The organism is Corynebacterium sp. KPL1818 (genome assembly GCF_000478135.1).
Lineage (GTDB): Bacteria > Actinomycetota > Actinomycetes > Mycobacteriales > Mycobacteriaceae > Corynebacterium > Corynebacterium accolens.
In genome coordinates this window covers 788,249-806,272 of record NZ_KI515759.1, presented here as the reverse complement: position 1 = coordinate 806,272, position 18,024 = coordinate 788,249, and the positions used below count along the sequence as shown (strand labels likewise).

General features: G+C 57.0%; 18 protein-coding genes and 2 pseudogenes. 18 read left to right on the top strand and 2 right to left on the bottom strand.

All coding sequences use genetic code 11. The features are described 5' to 3' along the window. Positions 1-516 (top strand): annotated as a pseudogene (locus tag HMPREF1261_RS13065) (IS3 family transposase); the annotation flags it as partial. Between the two features lie 164 nt (positions 517-680). Here HMPREF1261_RS13065 and HMPREF1261_RS09525 read toward each other — a convergent pair. Then, entirely contained in the window at positions 681-1,586 is a 906-nt protein-coding gene (locus HMPREF1261_RS09525) for a DUF2268 domain-containing protein (RefSeq protein WP_034658213.1), read from the bottom strand. A 353-nt stretch (positions 1,587-1,939) separates the two neighbouring features. Then, a pseudogene (locus HMPREF1261_RS09520) lies at positions 1,940-2,149 on the bottom strand (peptide chain release factor 3); the annotation flags it as partial. A gap of 269 nt (positions 2,150-2,418) precedes the next feature. Here HMPREF1261_RS09520 and HMPREF1261_RS09515 point away from each other — a divergent pair. From HMPREF1261_RS09515 to HMPREF1261_RS09440, 17 genes are all read left to right on the top strand, one after another. Further along, positions 2,419-3,240 carry a hypothetical protein gene (locus HMPREF1261_RS09515; protein ID WP_034658212.1) on the top strand — a complete coding sequence of 274 codons (822 nt, stop codon included), beginning with the start codon at positions 2,419-2,421 and terminating at the stop codon, positions 3,238-3,240. Then, positions 3,240-4,223 carry an HAD-IIA family hydrolase gene (locus HMPREF1261_RS09510; RefSeq protein WP_023030790.1) on the top strand — a complete coding sequence of 328 codons (984 nt, stop codon included), beginning with the start codon at positions 3,240-3,242 and terminating at the stop codon, positions 4,221-4,223. The genes HMPREF1261_RS09515 and HMPREF1261_RS09510 overlap by 1 nt, the downstream gene beginning before the upstream one ends. Then, positions 4,214-4,375 carry a hypothetical protein gene (locus tag HMPREF1261_RS12900; RefSeq protein ID WP_005279308.1) on the top strand — a complete coding sequence of 54 codons (162 nt, stop codon included), beginning with the start codon at positions 4,214-4,216 and terminating at the stop codon, positions 4,373-4,375. The genes HMPREF1261_RS09510 and HMPREF1261_RS12900 overlap by 10 nt, the downstream gene beginning before the upstream one ends. Continuing rightward, positions 4,375-5,181 (top strand): TlyA family RNA methyltransferase, encoded by an 807-nt coding sequence (locus HMPREF1261_RS09505; protein WP_023017556.1) that lies wholly within the window; start codon positions 4,375-4,377, stop codon positions 5,179-5,181. Before HMPREF1261_RS12900 ends, HMPREF1261_RS09505 begins: the two co-directional genes overlap by 1 nt. Beyond that, a complete protein-coding gene (locus tag HMPREF1261_RS09500) occupies positions 5,181-6,062 on the top strand; it encodes an NAD kinase (RefSeq protein WP_005279304.1) in 882 nt (293 codons plus the stop codon). The genes HMPREF1261_RS09505 and HMPREF1261_RS09500 overlap by 1 nt, the downstream gene beginning before the upstream one ends. After that, complete coding sequence (gene recN / locus HMPREF1261_RS09495) at positions 6,062-7,732, top strand: DNA repair protein RecN (RefSeq protein WP_023030789.1); 1,671 nt, start codon at positions 6,062-6,064, stop codon at positions 7,730-7,732. Before HMPREF1261_RS09500 ends, recN begins: the two co-directional genes overlap by 1 nt. A gap of 10 nt (positions 7,733-7,742) precedes the next feature. Continuing rightward, the gene (gene steA / locus HMPREF1261_RS09490) at positions 7,743-8,903 is read left to right on the top strand and encodes a putative cytokinetic ring protein SteA (RefSeq protein ID WP_198012723.1); all 1,161 of its coding nucleotides are present in this window, start codon (positions 7,743-7,745) and stop codon (positions 8,901-8,903) included. Between the two features lie 14 nt (positions 8,904-8,917). Beyond that, positions 8,918-9,829, top strand: coding sequence for a copper transporter (locus HMPREF1261_RS09485; protein ID WP_023028781.1), 912 nt, complete (start codon positions 8,918-8,920; stop codon positions 9,827-9,829). Next, complete coding sequence (locus HMPREF1261_RS09480) at positions 9,829-10,467, top strand: NUDIX hydrolase (protein WP_023030787.1); 639 nt, start codon at positions 9,829-9,831, stop codon at positions 10,465-10,467. Before HMPREF1261_RS09485 ends, HMPREF1261_RS09480 begins: the two co-directional genes overlap by 1 nt. Beyond that, a complete protein-coding gene (gene xerD, locus HMPREF1261_RS09475; protein ID WP_023030786.1) occupies positions 10,464-11,354 on the top strand; it encodes a site-specific tyrosine recombinase XerD in 891 nt (296 codons plus the stop codon). The genes HMPREF1261_RS09480 and xerD overlap by 4 nt, the downstream gene beginning before the upstream one ends. Before the next feature lie 152 nt (positions 11,355-11,506). Beyond that, a complete protein-coding gene (locus HMPREF1261_RS09470) occupies positions 11,507-12,379 on the top strand; it encodes a ParA family protein (RefSeq protein ID WP_023022236.1) in 873 nt (290 codons plus the stop codon). A 6-nt stretch (positions 12,380-12,385) separates the two neighbouring features. Further along, positions 12,386-13,183, top strand: coding sequence for a ScpA family protein (locus tag HMPREF1261_RS09465; RefSeq protein WP_023017549.1), 798 nt, complete (start codon positions 12,386-12,388; stop codon positions 13,181-13,183). Between the two features lie 37 nt (positions 13,184-13,220). Further along, entirely contained in the window at positions 13,221-13,775 is a 555-nt protein-coding gene (scpB, locus tag HMPREF1261_RS09460) for an SMC-Scp complex subunit ScpB (protein WP_023017548.1), read from the top strand. Positions 13,776-13,830: 55 nt separating this feature from the next. Then, the gene (locus HMPREF1261_RS09455; RefSeq protein ID WP_005279286.1) at positions 13,831-14,742 is read left to right on the top strand and encodes a pseudouridine synthase; all 912 of its coding nucleotides are present in this window, start codon (positions 13,831-13,833) and stop codon (positions 14,740-14,742) included. Further along, positions 14,742-15,434 (top strand): (d)CMP kinase, encoded by a 693-nt coding sequence (gene cmk, locus HMPREF1261_RS09450; protein WP_023030785.1) that lies wholly within the window; start codon positions 14,742-14,744, stop codon positions 15,432-15,434. The genes HMPREF1261_RS09455 and cmk overlap by 1 nt, the downstream gene beginning before the upstream one ends. Further along, entirely contained in the window at positions 15,431-17,014 is a 1,584-nt protein-coding gene (gene der, locus HMPREF1261_RS09445) for a ribosome biogenesis GTPase Der (protein WP_023030784.1), read from the top strand. Before cmk ends, der begins: the two co-directional genes overlap by 4 nt. A gap of 81 nt (positions 17,015-17,095) precedes the next feature. After that, the gene (locus HMPREF1261_RS09440; protein ID WP_126318990.1) at positions 17,096-17,758 is read left to right on the top strand and encodes a GNAT family N-acetyltransferase; all 663 of its coding nucleotides are present in this window, start codon (positions 17,096-17,098) and stop codon (positions 17,756-17,758) included. Positions 17,759-18,024: the final 266 nt, after the last annotated feature.

Here is an 18,024-nt window from a genome sequence, read left to right as displayed (position 1 = left end):
CTGACAGGCCAAACCACGTCTATGTAGGCGACATTACGTACCTGCCGTGTAAGGGCGGCAAGAACATGTACCTGGCCACGGTCATCGACGTCTACTCGCGCAAACTTGTCGGACATGCACTCGCCGATCACATGCGGGTATCACTGGTTATCGAAGCTTTGTCCCATGCCAGGAAAGTCCGCGGAAGCCTTAAAGGGGCAATTTTCCATTCTGATCACGGCAGCGTGTATACCTCACAAGCTTTTAGGAACTATTGCTCGTCGTTGGGTGTGCGCCAGTCTATGGGAGCGGTAGGAACGAGTGCTGATAGAAGCCCTAGCAGAATCGTTTAACGCCACGCTCAAGCGGGAAGTCTTGCGTGATAGGAAAGTCTTTGACAATCCGATCTCCTGCCGTCAGGAAGTCTTCCGGTGGTGCATGCGCTATAACACGCGCCGGCGGCACTCCTGGTGCAATCTTGTAGCGCCTGATGTCTTTGAATTCGAGACTTCAGCTACACTGACTAAAGCAGCATAGCTAACCCCCGACGTGTCCACTTTCCGGTGGTCAGGCCCCATGTCCTCGGTCTGTTTTACACACTAGCAGCGAACATTGCACGAGTGGCAGTGCCGCAGGCTTCGTTGGTCTCGAACCTGTTTGCAAGTTCGTGAACGGTCCATTTCTTTATCAGGTGTTTCTTGTCAGCTGTCGTGTCGCGTCAGGCCTAGTTGTGGCAAGGCAACATTTAAGATTTCAGCGGCGGGTGTGGTGACACACTCGGCGGCCGTCCGACCCGTCTTATCCATGTAGGCTTGGGTGATACGAGCCCCTGCGGCGTAACCAGCTCCGGTGGGTAGCCCGACCGGTTTCGATCCCATCAGGCGGGCGCTCGAATCTCCAAGCACCCATGCGGCGAAGTCCTGCATGCCTGTCACATCCAAGCCCTCGACGACCCGTTTTAGTACATCTTCTCTCGATCTGGTTTGGTCGGTGACGAAGTGCGTATATCCACGCTTACCGTAGAACTGGGCAGCGAATAGGTCGGCTAGCCCCTCGGCCACGACATGCTCACCGACGGTCACTGTCTGCGGGTCCCATACGATGCCGTCAGCTGAATAGCGGACGTTGTGGTGCAACTCGTGTAGGGCAATCGCTTCTAGCCGATGGAGAACTTCCTCAGTCGGCCAAATGGTGATGGCAATGTAGCCACTGATCCCACCGAAGGCTGACAGGCCTCGAACTTCGTCCATGAAGTGCTCGTTGGAAGGATCACCTAACACTAGAAGCACAGTGAGGTCAGGAATCATGAGTCCTGGGTTAGCAGTCGCCAAGTATTGAACCCCTTTAGCGAGAGCTTGCTCAACTCGAGACCAAGCGTTGGCCTCCTCCAATTTGTAGAGCGCATCATTTACTTGCTGACGTGAGGCATCCGGGCCGAATCCGAAGTTCTGACTGTGCACGGTAGCCATATCGAGACCGCCTGGAATGAAGAAATACATGCCAGCCATGGGCTCCCATAATTTACGAGCGGCCTCCTGCCACTGTCCCGGAGGGCTATCCAACATCGTGCGCATTCCCGTGGCGCTGTCGATCATCGAGATTGTCATGTCCCTAAACGTACACCCTGACGCAGTGTTAAGGTCAACCTCTAGGTTCAATAAACGAGTCCGGTTAATATATCTGGCAAGCGAAGTAGGAGTCGCTGTTATTAACGGGATTGTCCGGTGCTGCAAAACGTGTGCAATCGTACGCTTGCTACCTACAAGTAGTACATCGAGTACCACCTCGGTTGTCACGCTGTGTGCCGTATAGAAGGTTACCCTCGTCTGCAAGAAAGTCCAGAAGTTATAAGGCTACGTGGAGGGTTATAGGACTGTGGTGAGGTTACCCTCGTTTAGTGGACACCCGATTAGTGCGGATTTTGTGTCCGTAACAGAGGATGTTCATTGTGAGTCAATGAAGTGCCCAGAATTTGGTGCACGCCGAAGTTCAGCATGGCGGAGGCGAAAATCAGCGGCGAGGTCACGCACTGCTCGAACAAATCTTGATCGTGCAGCGCCCCATCGGCATCCAAAAGCTCAGCTTCTTCCACTACCGTCTCCCACGCCTCGGCTTCCTTCTCGCCAGCTTGCTCCGGTGAGTAATGCTCTTCCGGTGCGATGGTGAACCCGGGCCTGACCCCCGACGTGTTCACTTTCCGGGGGTCAGGCCCCTACACCTGGAAACAATTCCTCACACACAAAAGAAACAAACACAACAACAAAAAATAAAACCCCACCAACCCAGCACCACCTCACCAGAGCGGCCAAAAGCAGTGACCTGGTTCATGAAACTACGGGCAATCGACGAGGATATTCTAGATTCATTGAATGTCGTTTAGCACTGTAGAATGGGTGCGGTATTTCTGTGCGAGTTCCAACCAAGAAAGGGTAGGACTGAATGTCGGAGCGCAACCAGCACGGCCGTAACGGCCGCGGACAAGACCGTCGGGGTCGAAATCCACGCAATTCGGGGGACCGCGATTCTCGCGGAGGGGGAAAGAAGAAATCTTTCTCTCCACAGCGCTCTGGGTATCGGGAAGAGCGAATCAACCGGCGTATGACCGATCCGGATATTCCTGAAGAGGTTGATATCAATGACTTGGACCCATTGGTGCTCCAAGATTTGAAATCTCTCTCTAAAGAGAACTCGGAGGCCGTCGCCAAGCACATGATCATGGCGGCGACCTGGATGGACGATGATCCTAAGCTGGCGCTGCGGCATGCGCGCGCGGCTAAGGACCGTGCGGGCCGCGTGGCTATCGCCAGAGAAGTTAATGGTATCGCTGCTTACCGTGCAGGCGAGTGGAAAGAGGCACTCGCCGAGCTCCGCGCTGCCCGCCGTATTTCTGGCGGCCCGGGGATGCTCGCGGTTATGGCCGACTGTGAACGTGGGTTGGGTCGGCCGGAAAAGGCATTGGAGTTAGGACGCAGCGAGGAGGCGAAAGAACTAGACAAAGAATCGGCTATTGAACTGGCGATCGTGCTGGCAGGTGCTCGCCTTGACCTCGATCAACCTGAATCAGCGGTGGTTACCATCCAGAGGGCACAACCTGACCGCAGCGATCGCGGAGTGAGTGCTTGTAGGTTGTCGTATGCCTATGCAAACGCTCTTCTCGCTGCGGGGCGCAGGGATGAAGCCCGCGAGTGGTTCGAGCACACTATCGCCATTGATGAGGGTGATTGGACCGATGCCGCAGACCGATTGGCGGAATGTAAATAATGAGTGTTTTGAGCAAACATGACGCCTTATTGCTGGACCTGGATGGAACCGTCTGGGAGGGCGGCCGTCCGCTCAGCAACGTAGTAGACGTTATTAATACGTGCGGCGTTCCCGCAGTATATGTAACAAATAATGCGTCGCGGAGCCCAGAAGCCGTCGCCACAATGCTGACGGATATCGGTTTGACTGCGGATTCTGGTGATATCGTCACCTCCGCCCAAGCGGTATTGCAGTTGGCCGCGGGGGAAATCCCGTCAGGTGCGAAAGTACTAATCATTGGCGCGGATTCTTTCCGGGACTTGGCCAAGGAGATGGGCTTTTCCGTGGTCTCGAGTGCTGATGATAAACCAGCAGCCGTCCTGCAAGGTTTTGATAAGTCCGTTGGTTGGGAACAGTTAACGGAGGGGGCTCTGGCTATCCGGGCAGGCGCGAAGTTTTTCGCCTCAAATTTGGATACGTCCCTTCCAATTGAGCGGGGGCTAGGCGTTGGCAATGGTTCCCTCGTTGCTGCTGTCCAGAAGGCGACGGGAGTAGAGCCCGTTTCTGCCGGCAAACCTGAACCAGCGATGTTCTTCCTCGCAGCCAAAAAGGTCGGGTCGAAAAAGCCATTGGCGGTGGGCGACAGGCTAGATACGGATATCGTTGGGGGTAACACCGCAGCGATGAATACTTTCCATGTATTGACCGGTGTCTCGGGCGAGCTTGAGCTTATCGAGGCCCCCGTGGAGGCGCGGCCCAACTTTATTGGTGCGGGCATGCACGAGCTTTCATTGCCTATTTCGCAGGTGCGACCGGGACCGCAAGGAGACTTTACCGCGCGGTGCGATGGGTATGACGTTCTTTTGCAGGGCGGAAATGAGTCCTCTACCTCGGTGCAAGCATTGCGGACCGTATTGGAAGTGGCGTGGTCAATGCCGGCACCACCTCGGTATATTCAGCCGCGTAGCGAATTTGCGGAAAAGGTTGTGTCGAAATGGCGGTAAAGCCACACGATTTTCGGGCCGTGAAAGAGCCTGAAGCAGTAGATTCAGAGATTTCGACAATTCTTGGCGAAGATGCGCCATCACTTGCAGAAGAAGTCGATCAACTGGACAGGGCGCATTCCGTATTGCGGAATGCTTTGCAGGAGAACTAATGCCACCACAACGCCGCAGGCTGGATGCAGAACTTGTGCGCCGAAAGATTGCGCGATCTCGTGAGCAAGCCCGCGAGATGATCAAGTCTGGCCGTGTGACGGTCGGCGGATTCAAAGCAGAAAAGCCTGCAACAGTTGTGGATCCTGAAGTCTCCATCAAGGTCGAGGAGTCCGAGGAAGACAAGTGGGCGTCCCGCGGCGCACATAAGCTCTTGGGCGCGCTTGCCGCATTCGACGTCGACATGGACGGTCGCATCTTAGATGCAGGGGCATCGACGGGAGGTTTTACGGATGTGTGCCTGGCCTCTGGTGCGAGGGAAGTGCTTTCTGTTGACGTTGGGTATGGGCAATTACTGTGGCGGCTGCAAAATGACGACCGCGTAACCGTCTTGGATAGGACCAATATCCGCACTATTAATCCAGAAATGACCAATGGCCTGTGTGATGGCATGGTCGGGGATTTATCCTTCATTTCCTTAAAGCTGGTACTGCCAGCAATTGTGGAGTGTATGAAGGACGGAGCGTGGCTGCTGCCGATGGTTAAGCCGCAGTTTGAGGTGGGCAAGGATCGCATTGGCAGCGGCGGGGTGGTCCGCTCTCCCGAGATGCGGAAAGAGGTTACACAGGATGTCGCCGAGTTTGCCGTGTCTTTAGGCCTTAGCCTGCACGGTGTTGTGGCTTCACCATTGCCTGGCCCGAGTGGAAACGTGGAATATTTCCTTTGGCTGAAAAAGGACGGTATGTCAACGGACGCAGCTACAATGAAACAGATGATTGATACTGCCGTTGAAGAAGGTCCGCAATAATGCGAGAGATATTGTTGGTTCCGCATGCCAATCGTGCAGAGAACCTGCAGGCTACCTCCCGTGCAGCCGAATTATTGCAGGAAGCGGGGATAACGGTGCGCGTGTGCGCGGACGAAACCGTCTTGCCGGGACTCCAACATGTGTCGCATTCTGATGCTGCTGCGGCGGGATGCGAACTGGTCCTTGTTTTAGGCGGTGATGGCACCTTCCTGCGCGCCGCCGATATGGCGCGGGCGGTAGATATCCCGGTCCTCGGAGTGAATCTGGGCCACGTAGGCTTCCTCGCGGAATGGGAAGTGGAGTCATTAGACCGTGCCGTCGCTCGCGTGATTGAGAAAAGCTACCGGGTAGAGGACAGGTTGACGGTGGATGTCTCTATTTCGGATGCCAACGGTCACCAACTGGCTAGCAGTTGGGCTTTGAATGAGGCCTCGGTTGAAAACCAGAACAGGTCGGGCGTGCTGGATGCGATTTTGGAGATCGACCGGCGCCCCGTTTCGTCGTTCGGTTGTGATGGCGTACTGATTTCTACCCCAACGGGTTCTACGGCGTATGCGTTTTCAGCTGGAGGCCCAGTGCTGTGGCCATCCCTGGATGCAATCTTGGTCGTGCCGAATAATGCCCATGCGCTGTTTACCAAACCATTAGTGGTTTCCCCGAATTCACTGGTGGCAGTGGAATCAACCATGCAAACCACACCGGCCGTGGTTATCTTGGATGGGTGCAGGGAACTTATTATGCCGCCGGGTGCCCGCGTCGAGGTGGTGCGCGGTAAGCGCCCCGTACGCTGGGTGCGGTTAGATGATCAGCCCTTTACGGATCGATTGGTCTCTAAGCTGCGGTTGCCCGTGGAAGGCTGGCGCGGACCGAAGGAGAAATAGTGCTTGTCGATATTTCTATTAATGATTTAGGAGTCATTCGCCATAGCTCTGCGGAATTGTCGGAGGGCTTGACCGTATTGACCGGTGAAACCGGTGCAGGAAAAACCATGGTGGTCACGGGGCTGAGGCTATTGGCAGGCGGGCGTGCCGATGCCTCTCGGGTGCGCGATGGCGCTAAAAAAGCGGCCGTGGAAGGCCACTTTAGTTCCGCGAAAGAGAGCATTAGCCAGCTGGTGGACTCGGTGGGCGGCGAGCCAGATGAAAATGGTGAATTTATTGTCTCGCGGACCGTTTCCGCAGCGGGGCGATCGCGGGCCTATTTGGGCGGCCGCGCCGTACCGGCCGCCACGTTGGGAGATTTCGCGCGGGAGATAATTACCGTGCATGGCCAGAACGATCAATTGCGCCTCTTGGCTCCAGAAGAGCAGCTCGCGGCGGTAGACCGTGCGGATCCGCAACTGGCTGGAATCCGGGAAGACTATGCGGAGGCCTTTAAAAAGTGGCGCAGCCTGGCCAAGGACTATCGTCGGCGCACCGAGTCTCGTAGAGAGCTTGCCCAGGAAGCTGACCGCTTGCAATATGCCTTAGAGGAAATCAACGGTGTGGCACCCGAGCCAGGGGAAGACGCGGAGCTGGTGCAGTTGGTGCAGCGCTTGCAAGACGTCGACGGCCTGCGCGAATCCGCGCACACTGCCTTGGCAGCGATCGATGGTACTGAAGAGCTTGATGAGGCTGCGTCTTCGCTGCTCGGGCGCGCGGGCTCGGCGCTGGTGGGATCCTCGGATAAACAGTTGGCGGATTTGGGCGAGCGCATCTCTGAGCTCACCTCGCAGCTAGGCGATATCTCGGCTGAGCTCGGCGGATACCTCGCGGGGCTGCCGGCGGATCCGAATCTGTTGGAAAAATCGCTGCAGCGCCAGCAGGATCTCCGAGCATTGACCCGGAAATACGCTAGCGATATCGATGGCGTATTGGCGTGGCGCGATGAGGCGGAGGCCAAACTGCAGTCGATGGATACCTCGACGGAGGTCCTCGAGGAGCTGAAGTCGCAGGTCAAAGAGGCCGAACAGGAGATGAAGCAGAAGGCGGCGGAGCTTACGAAGGGTCGGCAGAAAGCCGCGGAAGCGCTGGGCAAGCTGGTGACTGAGGAGTTGCATGGATTGGCCATGCCCAATTCCACGTTGTCGGTTGAGCTTTCCACAGCCAAGTATTCGAAGACGGGTGCCGATGCCGCGGAGTTGCAACTCAATGGGAAGCCGTTGGCCACCGCGGCCTCCGGTGGTGAGCTGTCTCGCGTCATGCTTGCCCTTGAGGTTGTGCTCGCCAGCGAAGATGGTGCGACCTTGGTCTTTGATGAGGTCGATGCTGGCGTGGGCGGGCGTGCGGCGGTGGAAATTGGGCGTCGGCTAGCGCGGCTGGCTGCGCATAACCAGGTTATCGTCGTCACCCACTTGCCGCAGGTAGCCGCGTATGCAGATGCGCATTTGCATGTTTCGAAGGATAAGTTTACCTCTGGGGTAGCCGAGTTATCGGAGCAGGAGCGCGTTGAGGAATTGGCGCGCATGCTGGCCGGTTTGGATGACACGGACACTGGGCGCGCCCACGCCCAAGAGCTTTTTGACCGCGCACAAAAGGAAGCTTCCGCGCGCCTTACCCAGCTGGCGGACTAAGCAAGGAAGAATGGGGCGCATGGCTCTGTTTTCCCGTACCCCTGAGCAACCCGGTGAGTCTGCCGCATTGCGCGATTGCACCCCGGGCGCGAAAGGTCTTAAGAAGTTTTCTGCAGGTGATATCGCCGTTATCGATGCGGCGAATATTTCCCGGCCCGAGGCACAAACGCTTGTGGACTTGCAGCCCTCCGCGGTGGTCAATGTCGCCAGGTTTTCTACCGGTTCCATCCCTAATTGCGGTCCGCACATGCTTCTCGATGCCGATATTGACCTCCTCGAGGGCCTCGGCGAGGAATTTATCTCGGAGTTTAAAGACGGCAAAAAGGCGCATATCGGCGAGGATGGAAAGGTCTACGTTGGCGATAAAGTAATCGGGACGGGGCAGAAGATTTCCCGGGAGCGCGCAGACAAGAACTTCAAGGCGGCACAAAGCGCACTCATTGACCACATGGAGTCCTATTTCGCAAGCTCCATTGACTTCATTAACTCTGAAGGCCCGCTGCTTATCGATGGCCTCGGTGTCCCCGCATCCGGTGCCGAGATAGCTGGCAGGAAGGTCATTGTTTTATCTCCCACCGAAGACCACCGAGCCCTGCTGAAAGACTTGCGGAATTTCATCCGGGAATATGAGCCGCTGCTCGTTGCGGTTGAGGAAGCCGCGGATTCCTTGCTGGAGCAGGGATATAAGCCTGACTTCGTTATTGGGGATCCGGCCAAGGTAAGCGATGAGGCGCTGCGCTGCGGCGCGCGCATCGTCGTACCCGCGGATCCAGAAGGCAGCGTGGAAGGCCTTGACCGCATCCAAGAGCTGGGTATTGGGGCCATGACGTTCCCGGCGGCATCGGAATCGGCCACGGATTTAGCGCTGCTCTTTGCTGATTACCACGGTGCGGGCCTCATCGTGCAGGCAGGCGGCGGCTTTGACCTCGATGATGTTTTTGCCAACCGGGTGGCACCGTCTGCCGTCTTGTCTCGGCTGAAGGCTGGAACCAAGGCGGTTGATGCGGAGGCTGTGATCAACCTGTATTCTGTTCCATCTTCACACCTTGGCTGGCTATGGGCCCTCCTCAGCATCTTGGTCGCGATTGCAGCGATCATCTTGATCGTGGGCTTTGGCGGGAGCCAGGATTTCTTGAGTAATTTGAGCCAAACGTGGTCGAGCCTATTCTGAGCGGGGGTAGCAGTATGGCGAAAACGCAACTAATTACGGGCCTTGGACTCGGCGCAGCGGTCGGTGTAGCCCTCGGAGCCTTGGTGATCGCGCCCAACCTGACTACCAGCGTGGCCGATGATGACCCGATCCGTGCGGAACACCGCAAGGTGGTGCAAGAAAACAAGATCTTGCAGAACCAAAATGAGGCGAGCGATGACATAGTCAAGAACGTGGCACCGGACTTGGTATCTGGGACGTTATCGCAGCGGCCAGTGCTGGTCATTTCCACCGATGATGCAAATAGCAGGGACCTGTCTGATATCACGAAGCTCTTAGAAGCCTCCGGGGCCACCAAGGCAGGAGAAATCAAGCTGAGCAAAGACTTCCTGCGCGGGGAAAGCAAAGACGATATCGTATCGATCCTTAAAGATAAGGCCCCGAAAAAGGCAGATCTTAAGGGACTCGATAAAACCGTGGGAAGCTATGGCGGCGAGGCTTTGGGCGCGGCCTTATCCATGGACCCAGAAAGCACGGAGCCGCTCGCAAGCGTGAAGGAGCGATCCGAGCTGCTGCGTGCCCTGCGCGATAAGGAATTTATTGATTATGAGGACGGGACCATCCTTCCGGCCCAGTCCATCATCATCGTCTCCGGCAGCGGGGTGCGCGGATATTATTCGGATACCTTGGCAAAGTTCGCCACCGCCTTGGACGAGGTCAATGGCAGCGTGGTACTGAGTGCGCGGGCCAAACAGACCCAAGATGAAAAGACAATAGAGCAGCTGCGCACCAAAGACCTGGATCTTTCTACCGTAGATGGCATTGAACGTGCGGTAGAGCGCATCGCCGTCATTTCCGCCGCCGAGGAACAGCTCAATGGGGGCAGGGGAGACTACGGTTCTGCAGAAAGCGCGGATTCCGCCCTACCTGAAGAGGAGAAAGAATAGTGGCCCACGATTTTCGAGTCTTGGATTCAGAGTTAATTTTTGATGCCCCGATCGTCGCCGTACGCCGCGATACGTTGTCCATGCCGGGAGGAAACACCGCGGATAGGGAGATCATTGAGCACCTGGGCGCCGTCGCGGTGGTGGCCCTAGATGCGGATCGGCGCATCGCGATGGTGCATCAGTACCGGCATAGCGTCGGCAAGCGGCTCTGGGAGCTGCCTGCAGGACTGTTAGATGTAAAGGGCGAGGATGAGCTTTCCGGCGCGCAGCGCGAGCTGCAGGAGGAAGCGGGCCTTGCCGCGAAGGACTGGGAAACTCTCACGGATATGGTGACTTCACCGGGGTTTTGTGAGGAAGCCGTGCGGATTTTCCTTGCCCGCGACCTTAGCGAGGTCCCGGCGCTGCACGATACCGGCGATGAAGAAGCCGATATGGGTTTTGCCTGGGTGGATTTAGACAGGGCAGTAAATAAAGTGCTGAGCGGTGAGATCGTTAATTCCGTTGCATGCGCGGGTATCTTATCCGCATATGCCACGGTGATTGGTGGGAAGCCGACTCGTTCGGTGGATGCGCCGTTCGATTTGCGCCCGACCCATATGGCGGCCCGCCGCAGTGGACCGGACCTGAAAAAGCAGTGACTGCTGCAGAGGACATCGCTCAGACTTGGTTGAATCACCTCGCCGTCGAACGCGGGGTGTCAGCTAATACCCTGAGCAACTACCGGCGGGATATTCGCCGGTACGTAGATTGGCTGGCGGACAATGGGGTCCAGGACCTGCGGCAGGTAACCCGGCCGATGGTGGAGGCCTATTTGAAGGACCTGCGCGAAAAGATGGCGGTATCTTCTGCCAACCGTGCCCTCATCGTGGCGCGCGGGTTGCACAAATTCGCCGTTGCGGAGGGCGAAGTCGATAGCGATGTTGCCGCCGAGGTGAGCCCGCCTTCCACGGGGCAACACTTGCCCGAGACTTTGAGCGTGGATGAGGTGACGCGGCTTATCGAATCGACGCCGACGGAAACGCCGGTTGACCTTCGCGATAGGGCGCTACTAGAAGTGCTTTATGGTACTGGGGCGCGCATTTCTGAGGTAATTTCGCTGAATGTCGATGACGTAGCTACTGCCGATGACGTCCTAGTCCTGCATGGCAAGGGCGATAAGGAGCGGCTTGTACCCCTCGGCTCGCATGCTCGCCAGGCCATCGATGCCTACTTGGTGCGCGCTCGGCCCGTGCTGGGAAAGGGCAAGACCACTGCGCTGTTTTTGAATACGCGCGGCGGTGCGCTATCGAGGCAAAGCGCCTGGTCAATTATTAAAACCGCGGCGCAGCGCAGCCAGTTGGATAAATCCATTTCCCCGCACAAGCTGCGTCATTCCTTTGCCACGCATTTGCTCGAAGGCGGTGCCGATGTGCGCACCGTGCAGGAGCTTTTAGGGCATTCCTCCGTGACTACCACGCAGATCTATACCCACGTTACCGCTGATTCCTTGCGGGAGGTGTGGCGGACAGCGCATCCGCGGGCGTAGCTTTCAGCGTTTAAGTCAAAGTTAGAGGCTTGATATTTGCAAAGTCTCGGTAGTCATAAAGGGGAGCGGGTACGCTATAGTTACAACGTTGTAAGCAACCCTATGCCAAATGTCATGGTCCATGACTTGGCGTCAAGGAAGAAGGTTTGACTGTGAGCGAAGAGGGTCTCTTTTCAGCCTCTGATGTAGAGACGGGGCTAACTGGCCGCCCTGTCCGCGAGCTGCCGGAACCCGCCCCCTTGGAAAAACATGGGCCCGCCACCATCATCTCGATGTGTAACCAAAAGGGCGGCGTGGGCAAGACCACGTCCACCATCAATATGGGCGCTTGCCTCGCAGAGTATGGGCGCAAGGTCCTACTGGTTGATTTGGACCCGCAGGGTGCTCTTTCGGCTGGGTTGGGATTAAACCATGATGACATCGAGGACTCGATTTATGACGTGATGCTGGATAGTCATACCTCTATCCACTCCGCCATTCATCACACCAGCGTGTCCGGCATGGACCTCGTTCCGGCCAATATTGACCTTTCCGCAGCAGAGATCCAGATGGTCAATGAAGTAGGCCGCGAGCACACCTTGGCGCGCGCCCTGCGCCCAGTGCGCCGGGACTATGACTTCATCATTATTGATTGCCAGCCTTCCTTGGGCCTGCTTACGGTCAACGCCCTAGCTTGTTCCCAGGGCGTCATCATTCCTATGGAATGCGAGTTCTTCTCGCTGCGCGGGCTTGCCTTGCTCACGGATACGGTGGAGAAGGTCTCTGACCGTATCAACTTCGATCTGGAAGTCATGGGCATTCTGGTCACCATGTTTGATCGGCGCACCAAGCATGCCCGCGAGGTAATGTCCCGCGTGGTGGAATACTTTGGGGATCAAGTATTCGATACCGTCATTACCCGTACCGTGCGCTTCCCAGAAACTTCCGTGGCCGGCGAGCCCATCACCTCGTGGGCGCCCAATTCGCAGGCCGCACAGCAATACCGCGATCTGGCGAAGGAAGTCATCGAACGCTCGACCGTTTAAGCTACCGTGACGCAGCCAGAGATTACGGGCTTCCGCATTGCCCTGCGGAATTTCGAGGGCCCATTTGATCTGCTTTTGCAGCTCATCCAGGCCAAAAAGATGGATATCACGGATGTAGCCTTGTCTGAGGTGACCGATGAATTTGTCGGATACACGCGCCAATTGGGCGAAAACGCGGATCTGGATGAGACGACGGATTTCTTGGTCGTGGCGGCGACGCTATTGGACTTAAAGGCCGCACGGCTCTTGCCGCGGGGCGAGGTCGATGATCTAGAGGACCTGGAACTGCTGGAATCCCGTGATCTGCTCTTCGCCCGCCTGTTGCAGTACAAGGCCTATAAACAGGCGGCGGATCAATTTGCCCGTTGGCAACGGGAGGCACAGCGCAGTTACCCGCGAGCCGTGAGCATTGAAGAGCAATTCGCGGAGCTTTTACCTCCCGTAACGTTGGGGCATACTCCAGCGAGCTTTGCGGAAATGGCGGCGGGCGTCTTTCGCCCCAAGCCGCCGGAAGAAGTGGCAACGGGCCATATTCATGGCGTTGCCGTCTCCGTGCCCGAACAGGCAGGAAAGATCCTCGAAACGCTCAAACTCATGGGCGCTGGGCAGTGGACAAGTTTTTCCTCGCTTACCCGGGATTGCACCACAACCATGCATATCGTCGGCAGGTTCTTGGCGCTCTTGGAGCTGTTTAAGGCCAAGGCGGTTGATGCCCAGCAGGAGGAGGCATTGGGCCAACTAGACCTTTCCTGGACCGGCTTGGACGTAGATCCTGCGGTCGTTGCCGCAGCAAATTGGGACTAGTGCTAGCACCGCCGTCGGTGGTTGTAATCTAAGGGGCATGGATCTTCCGCTCATTTCGCAATTGCGATCCCGGCTTGAATCGATCTTGCTGGTGCTCGATTCGCCGGCATCCGTAGAGTCCTTGGCGCGGGCGCTTAGCGTAGAACCTGCGGTCATTAGTGACTGCTTGCGGGCCATCCAACGTGAATTCGATAGCCGCGGCTCTGGAATTGAGCTGCGCGAAACGCCAGAAGGTTGGCGGTTTTATACCCGCCAGGAAAACGCCAGCGCGGTGGAGGAGTTTTTATTGGATGGGGCGCAAACGAAGCTCTCGCGCGCGGCCTTGGAAACCCTCGCCGTCGTGGCCTATCGCCAACCGGTCACGCGCCAGCAGGTCTCTGCGGTCCGCGGGGTCAACGTGGACGGCGTGATGCGCACCCTTAACCTGCGCGGGCTCATCCGTGAGCTCCCGCAGGACGAGTTCGAGGGGGCGTCGCACCGATATGAAACCACCGAGCTTTTCCTCGAACTGCTAGGTATAGACTCGCTGGAACGCCTTCCGGATCTGGCGCCGCTGCTTCCAGACGTCGATGCAATCGACGAAGAGTACTGAGGTGGGGTAGACTCACGCAGGTAATTTCATATCTTCGAGAGAAAAGGACACTTAAGTGACTCCTCCCGCTCGCCGTGACGGCACACCGGATAAGAAGCAGCGAGACAGCGATATCGTTGTCTCTAATGCCAAGCCGGCTCGTAATCAACACGTTTCCAAGAAAAAGCAGAAGGCCACTGCAGAATCGGTGGCGCGCGATTTGGGCGCTGACTGGCTGGTCGATGACGATAAGCCCAAGGGCGAGCGCCTGCAAAAGGTCTTGGCTAAGGCGGGCGTCGCATCGCGCCGCCACGCGGAAATCCTCATTGATGCCGGACGCGTTGAAGTAAACGGCAATGTCATCCTCAAGCAGGGCGTTAAGGTCAATCCCGCCGTGGACGTCATCCGCGTTGATGGCGTTCGCGTCAACGTCAACGAGGACCAAGAATATTTCATCCTCAATAAACCCCGCGGAATGCAGTCGACGATGTCAGATGATCTCGGCCGTCCCTGCGTGGGTGACGTGGTTTCTGAAAAGGTTGCCTCGGGCCAGCGCCTATTCCACGTAGGCCGCTTGGATGCGGATACGGAAGGCCTGCTCATCCTCACCAACGATGGGGAATTGGCCAACCGCCTGATGCACCCCAAATATGAGGTGAAGAAAACCTACCTGGCCACGGTATTGGGCGAGGCCGATAATAAGTTGGTGCGCCAGCTTAAAGAGGGCATCGAGCTAGAAGATGGCCTAGCCAAGGCCGATTTCGTGCAGGTAGTGGACAAGAACCAGGGATTCTCTTTGGTCCGAGTCGAGCTGCACGAAGGGCGCAAGCACATCGTGCGCCGCCTGCTGAAGGAAGCTGGCTATCCCGTGCAGCGCCTGGTGCGCACCAAGCTGCACACGGTCCAATTGGGCGATATGAAGCCCGGCGGGCTGCGCGCGCTGAATTCCAACGAGTTGACGAGCTTGTACAAGGCGGTGGGGATGTAATGATTTCGAATATGCCTGATGAAGGCCTGATTCTCGCGGTCGATGGCCCCTCCGGAACGGGAAAGTCCACGACCTGCCGGGCCTTGGCCAAGCAGTTGGACGCAAAATACATCGATACCGGCGCCATGTACCGGGTGGCAACCCTTGCGGTAATGCGCCACGGCGTGGATCCCGCGGACAAGGAAGCGGTGATTTCCGCGACGGCGAACCTGCCCTTGGAGGTTTCCGATGATCCGGATTCCACGCAGGTGCTTTTCGATGGCGCCGATGTCTCCCGCATCATTAGGGAAGACGAGGTCACCCAGAATGTCTCCGCGGTATCTGCCATCCCGGAGGTGCGGGAGAACTTGGTGGCATTGCAGCGCACGCTGGCGCAACGCGCCCACCGCGCCATTGTAGAGGGCCGCGATATCGGCACCGTCGTGCTAGCCGATGCCCCGGCGAAGGCCTTTATGACGGCTTCCGCGGAAGTTCGCGCGCAGCGCCGGCACGATCAAAACGAAAAGGCCGGCATCGCCTCCGATTTTGAATCGGTACTGGCAGATGTGCAGCGCCGCGACGCCGCGGATTCTTCCCGCGCCACCTCGCCGCTTCGCCCAGCCGACGACGCCACTATTGTCGATACCTCTGACATGAGCCCGGAGGATGTCGTGCAGGCTCTTATCAACGTGGTTAAGGAGTCCCGCTCATGAGCAATAAAGATTTTGAGTCCCCAGAGGAAGAAGTCACGCAGTTCCATTACCCTGCGGGTAAGTTCGACGAGGAAACGGTAGAGACCTCGCCGGGGTGGGCTACGGACGATTTTGATGCCGAAGAATTTGACTACGACTTTGATGAGTCAGAGTTCGGCGAGGCCGACTACGGGGACGAGGACGACCTCGAGCAGCCCCTCAGTGAGGACGAATGGGAGCAGCTCTCGGAGTCGCTCGGCTTTGCCGATGCCACCGAAGAAGCCCTGTGCACCGTCGCTATTGTGGGCAGGCCGAACGTGGGCAAGTCTTCGCTGGTTAATCGCTTCCTCGGCCGCCGCGAGGCCGTCGTAGAAGACCACCCTGGCGTTACCCGTGACCGCGTCTCCTATGTGGCGGACTGGAATGGGCAGCGCTTTATCGTGCAGGATACCGGCGGTTGGGATCCCAACGTTAAAGGCATGCACGCCGATATCGCCCGCCAGGCAGAAATGGCGATGGATACCGCCGATGTCATCGTGATGGTGGTAGACACCAAAGTGGGCATTACCGAAACCGATGAGGTTATGGCGCGCCGCCTGCAAAAATCACCGGTTCCGGTGATCGTGGTATCGAATAAGTTCGATTCCGATAACCAGTATGCGGATATGGCGCAGTTTTACGCCTTGGGCCTCGGGGACCCGTGGCCGGTGTCTGCACAGCACGGGCGCGGTGGCGCGGACGTGCTGGATGAGATCCTGCGCAGCTTCCCCGAAGAACCGCGCGAGACTTCGATTACATCGGGCCCTCGCCGCGTCGCGCTCGTCGGCAGGCCTAATGTGGGCAAGTCCTCGTTGCTCAATAAGCTCACCAGCGAGGAGCGCTCGGTGGTAGATAATGTCGCCGGCACCACGGTGGATCCCGTGGACTCGCTGGTGCAGTTAGATGAGCAGTTGTGGAAGTTTATTGATACCGCGGGCCTGCGCAAGAAGGTCAAGAACGCGCAGGGCCACGAGTATTATGCGTCCTTGCGCACCCGTGGCGTGATCGATGCGGCCGAGGTATGCATCATGCTTATCGATGCCTCCGAGGAGATCTCCGAGCAGGACCAGCGCGTGCTCAATATGGTGCTGGAATCCGGCAAAGCGCTGGTCATCGCGTTCAATAAGTGGGACCTTATGGACGAGGACCGCCGCTATTACCTCGACCGCGAGATTGACGAGCAGCTGCGGCACTTGCCGTGGGTAACCCGCGTTAATATTTCGGCTGAGACCGGCCGCGCCTTGCAAAAGCTGGAGCCTGCCATGATTGAGGCCCTAGAAAGCTGGGATCAGCGCGTGTCCACCGGCCAGCTCAATAACTGGATGCGTGAGGCGATTGCTGCCAACCCGCCGCCGATGAAGAATAATCGTTTGCCGCGCGTGCTCTTTGCTACGCAAGCATCGACCCAGCCGCCGACGATTGTTCTCTTTACCACTGGATTCCTCGACGCATCCTACCGGCGCTACCTTGAGCGCAAGTTCCGCGAGCGCTTTGGTTTCCACGGCACTCCAATCCGCATTGCCGTGCGCGTGCGCGAACGCCGAGGTAAAAAGCGGAAATAAGAGTTCACTGCGAAAACGAGCGAAGCCTTCACAACCGTGGGGCTTCGCTCGTTTTTATCTATCTCATTACGCTCGGTGTCATTGGCAGCTAAGCTTGAAAGACATCAGATCATTGGCTTAGGCCCAGAAAGCAAGAAGGTAAATACGGTGTCACAGAAAATCGAGATCTTGCGCGGGCAACATGTCACTCTCAAGGCGTTGAGCGTGGACCATACTCCTGGACTAGCTGAGGCGGTACAGGACGGGGAGTTATGGAAGCGGTGGTACACCAAGGTTCCATCACCGAGCGAGATGGAAAAAGCCGTGGAAGAGCGCATTTCTTGGTATGACTCCCACGGGGCGCAGCTTTTTACGGTCTTTGATTCAGCCGGCACTACAGTGGGAATGACTGGGTATCAGGCCTTTGATCTGGGTAATAGGCGCTCACAAATCGGATACACCTGGTACAGGCAATCAGCGCAGAATACTGCGGTTAATGCAGACTGCAAACTGGCCCTCATGGGCCATGCATTTGAGCAGCTTGATTGCTTATCCGTGTTCTTCACCACCAACTCCTTTAACCGCGAAAGCCGCCGCGCGTTGGAATCCCTAGGGGCACATCTTGATGGAATCCTTCGTGGCCACCAGATACTCGATAACGGGTTAGTCAGAGATACCTGCGTGTATAGCGTGCTGCGGCATGAGTGGCCCGCAGTGAAAAATCACTTACAGTACAAGGTCGAATTAAAGTCCGGGAAGGACTAGGCCTGAGGAATCGACAACTAATAGTGCACAACATCTTTCGGGGTTGGCACGTGAGGTGTAGTTGAGCTTGTCTCGCCAGCAAAGCCGGAGCTTACTGTAGAGGCATCAGGGGGCCTCAAAACTACATAATTTTGCCGGTTAACCCGGTATTTTACCACTTAGGAGAGCAAAAGTGTCACCAACAATGGTGTGACACTTCGCTCTCCTTTTCGCTTCGGTGAAAGCATTATGGCGCCGATAGGATAAAACTTGTCAACCATTTACTT

What these genes read in the sequence shown, in the direction of transcription:
- HMPREF1261_RS12900 (WP_005279308.1), top strand. Translation starts at nt 4,214, where the DNA reads ATGGCGGTAAAGCCACACGATTTTCGGGCCGTGAAAGAGCCTGAAGCA.
- HMPREF1261_RS09510 (WP_023030790.1), top strand. Translation starts at nt 3,240, where the DNA reads ATGAGTGTTTTGAGCAAACATGACGCCTTATTGCTGGACCTGGATGGA.
- der (WP_023030784.1), top strand. Translation starts at nt 15,431, where the DNA reads ATGAGCAATAAAGATTTTGAGTCCCCAGAGGAAGAAGTCACGCAGTTC.
- steA (WP_198012723.1), top strand. Translation starts at nt 7,743, where the DNA reads ATGGGGCGCATGGCTCTGTTTTCCCGTACCCCTGAGCAACCCGGTGAG.
- cmk (WP_023030785.1), top strand. Translation starts at nt 14,742, where the DNA reads ATGATTTCGAATATGCCTGATGAAGGCCTGATTCTCGCGGTCGATGGC.
- HMPREF1261_RS09485 (WP_023028781.1), top strand. Translation starts at nt 8,918, where the DNA reads ATGGCGAAAACGCAACTAATTACGGGCCTTGGACTCGGCGCAGCGGTC.
- HMPREF1261_RS09515 (WP_034658212.1), top strand. Translation starts at nt 2,419, where the DNA reads ATGTCGGAGCGCAACCAGCACGGCCGTAACGGCCGCGGACAAGACCGT.
- HMPREF1261_RS09500 (WP_005279304.1), top strand. Translation starts at nt 5,181, where the DNA reads ATGCGAGAGATATTGTTGGTTCCGCATGCCAATCGTGCAGAGAACCTG.
- scpB (WP_023017548.1), top strand. Translation starts at nt 13,221, where the DNA reads ATGGATCTTCCGCTCATTTCGCAATTGCGATCCCGGCTTGAATCGATC.
- HMPREF1261_RS09525 (WP_034658213.1), bottom strand. Translation starts at nt 1,586, where the DNA reads ATGACAATCTCGATGATCGACAGCGCCACGGGAATGCGCACGATGTTG.
- HMPREF1261_RS09505 (WP_023017556.1), top strand. Translation starts at nt 4,375, where the DNA reads ATGCCACCACAACGCCGCAGGCTGGATGCAGAACTTGTGCGCCGAAAG.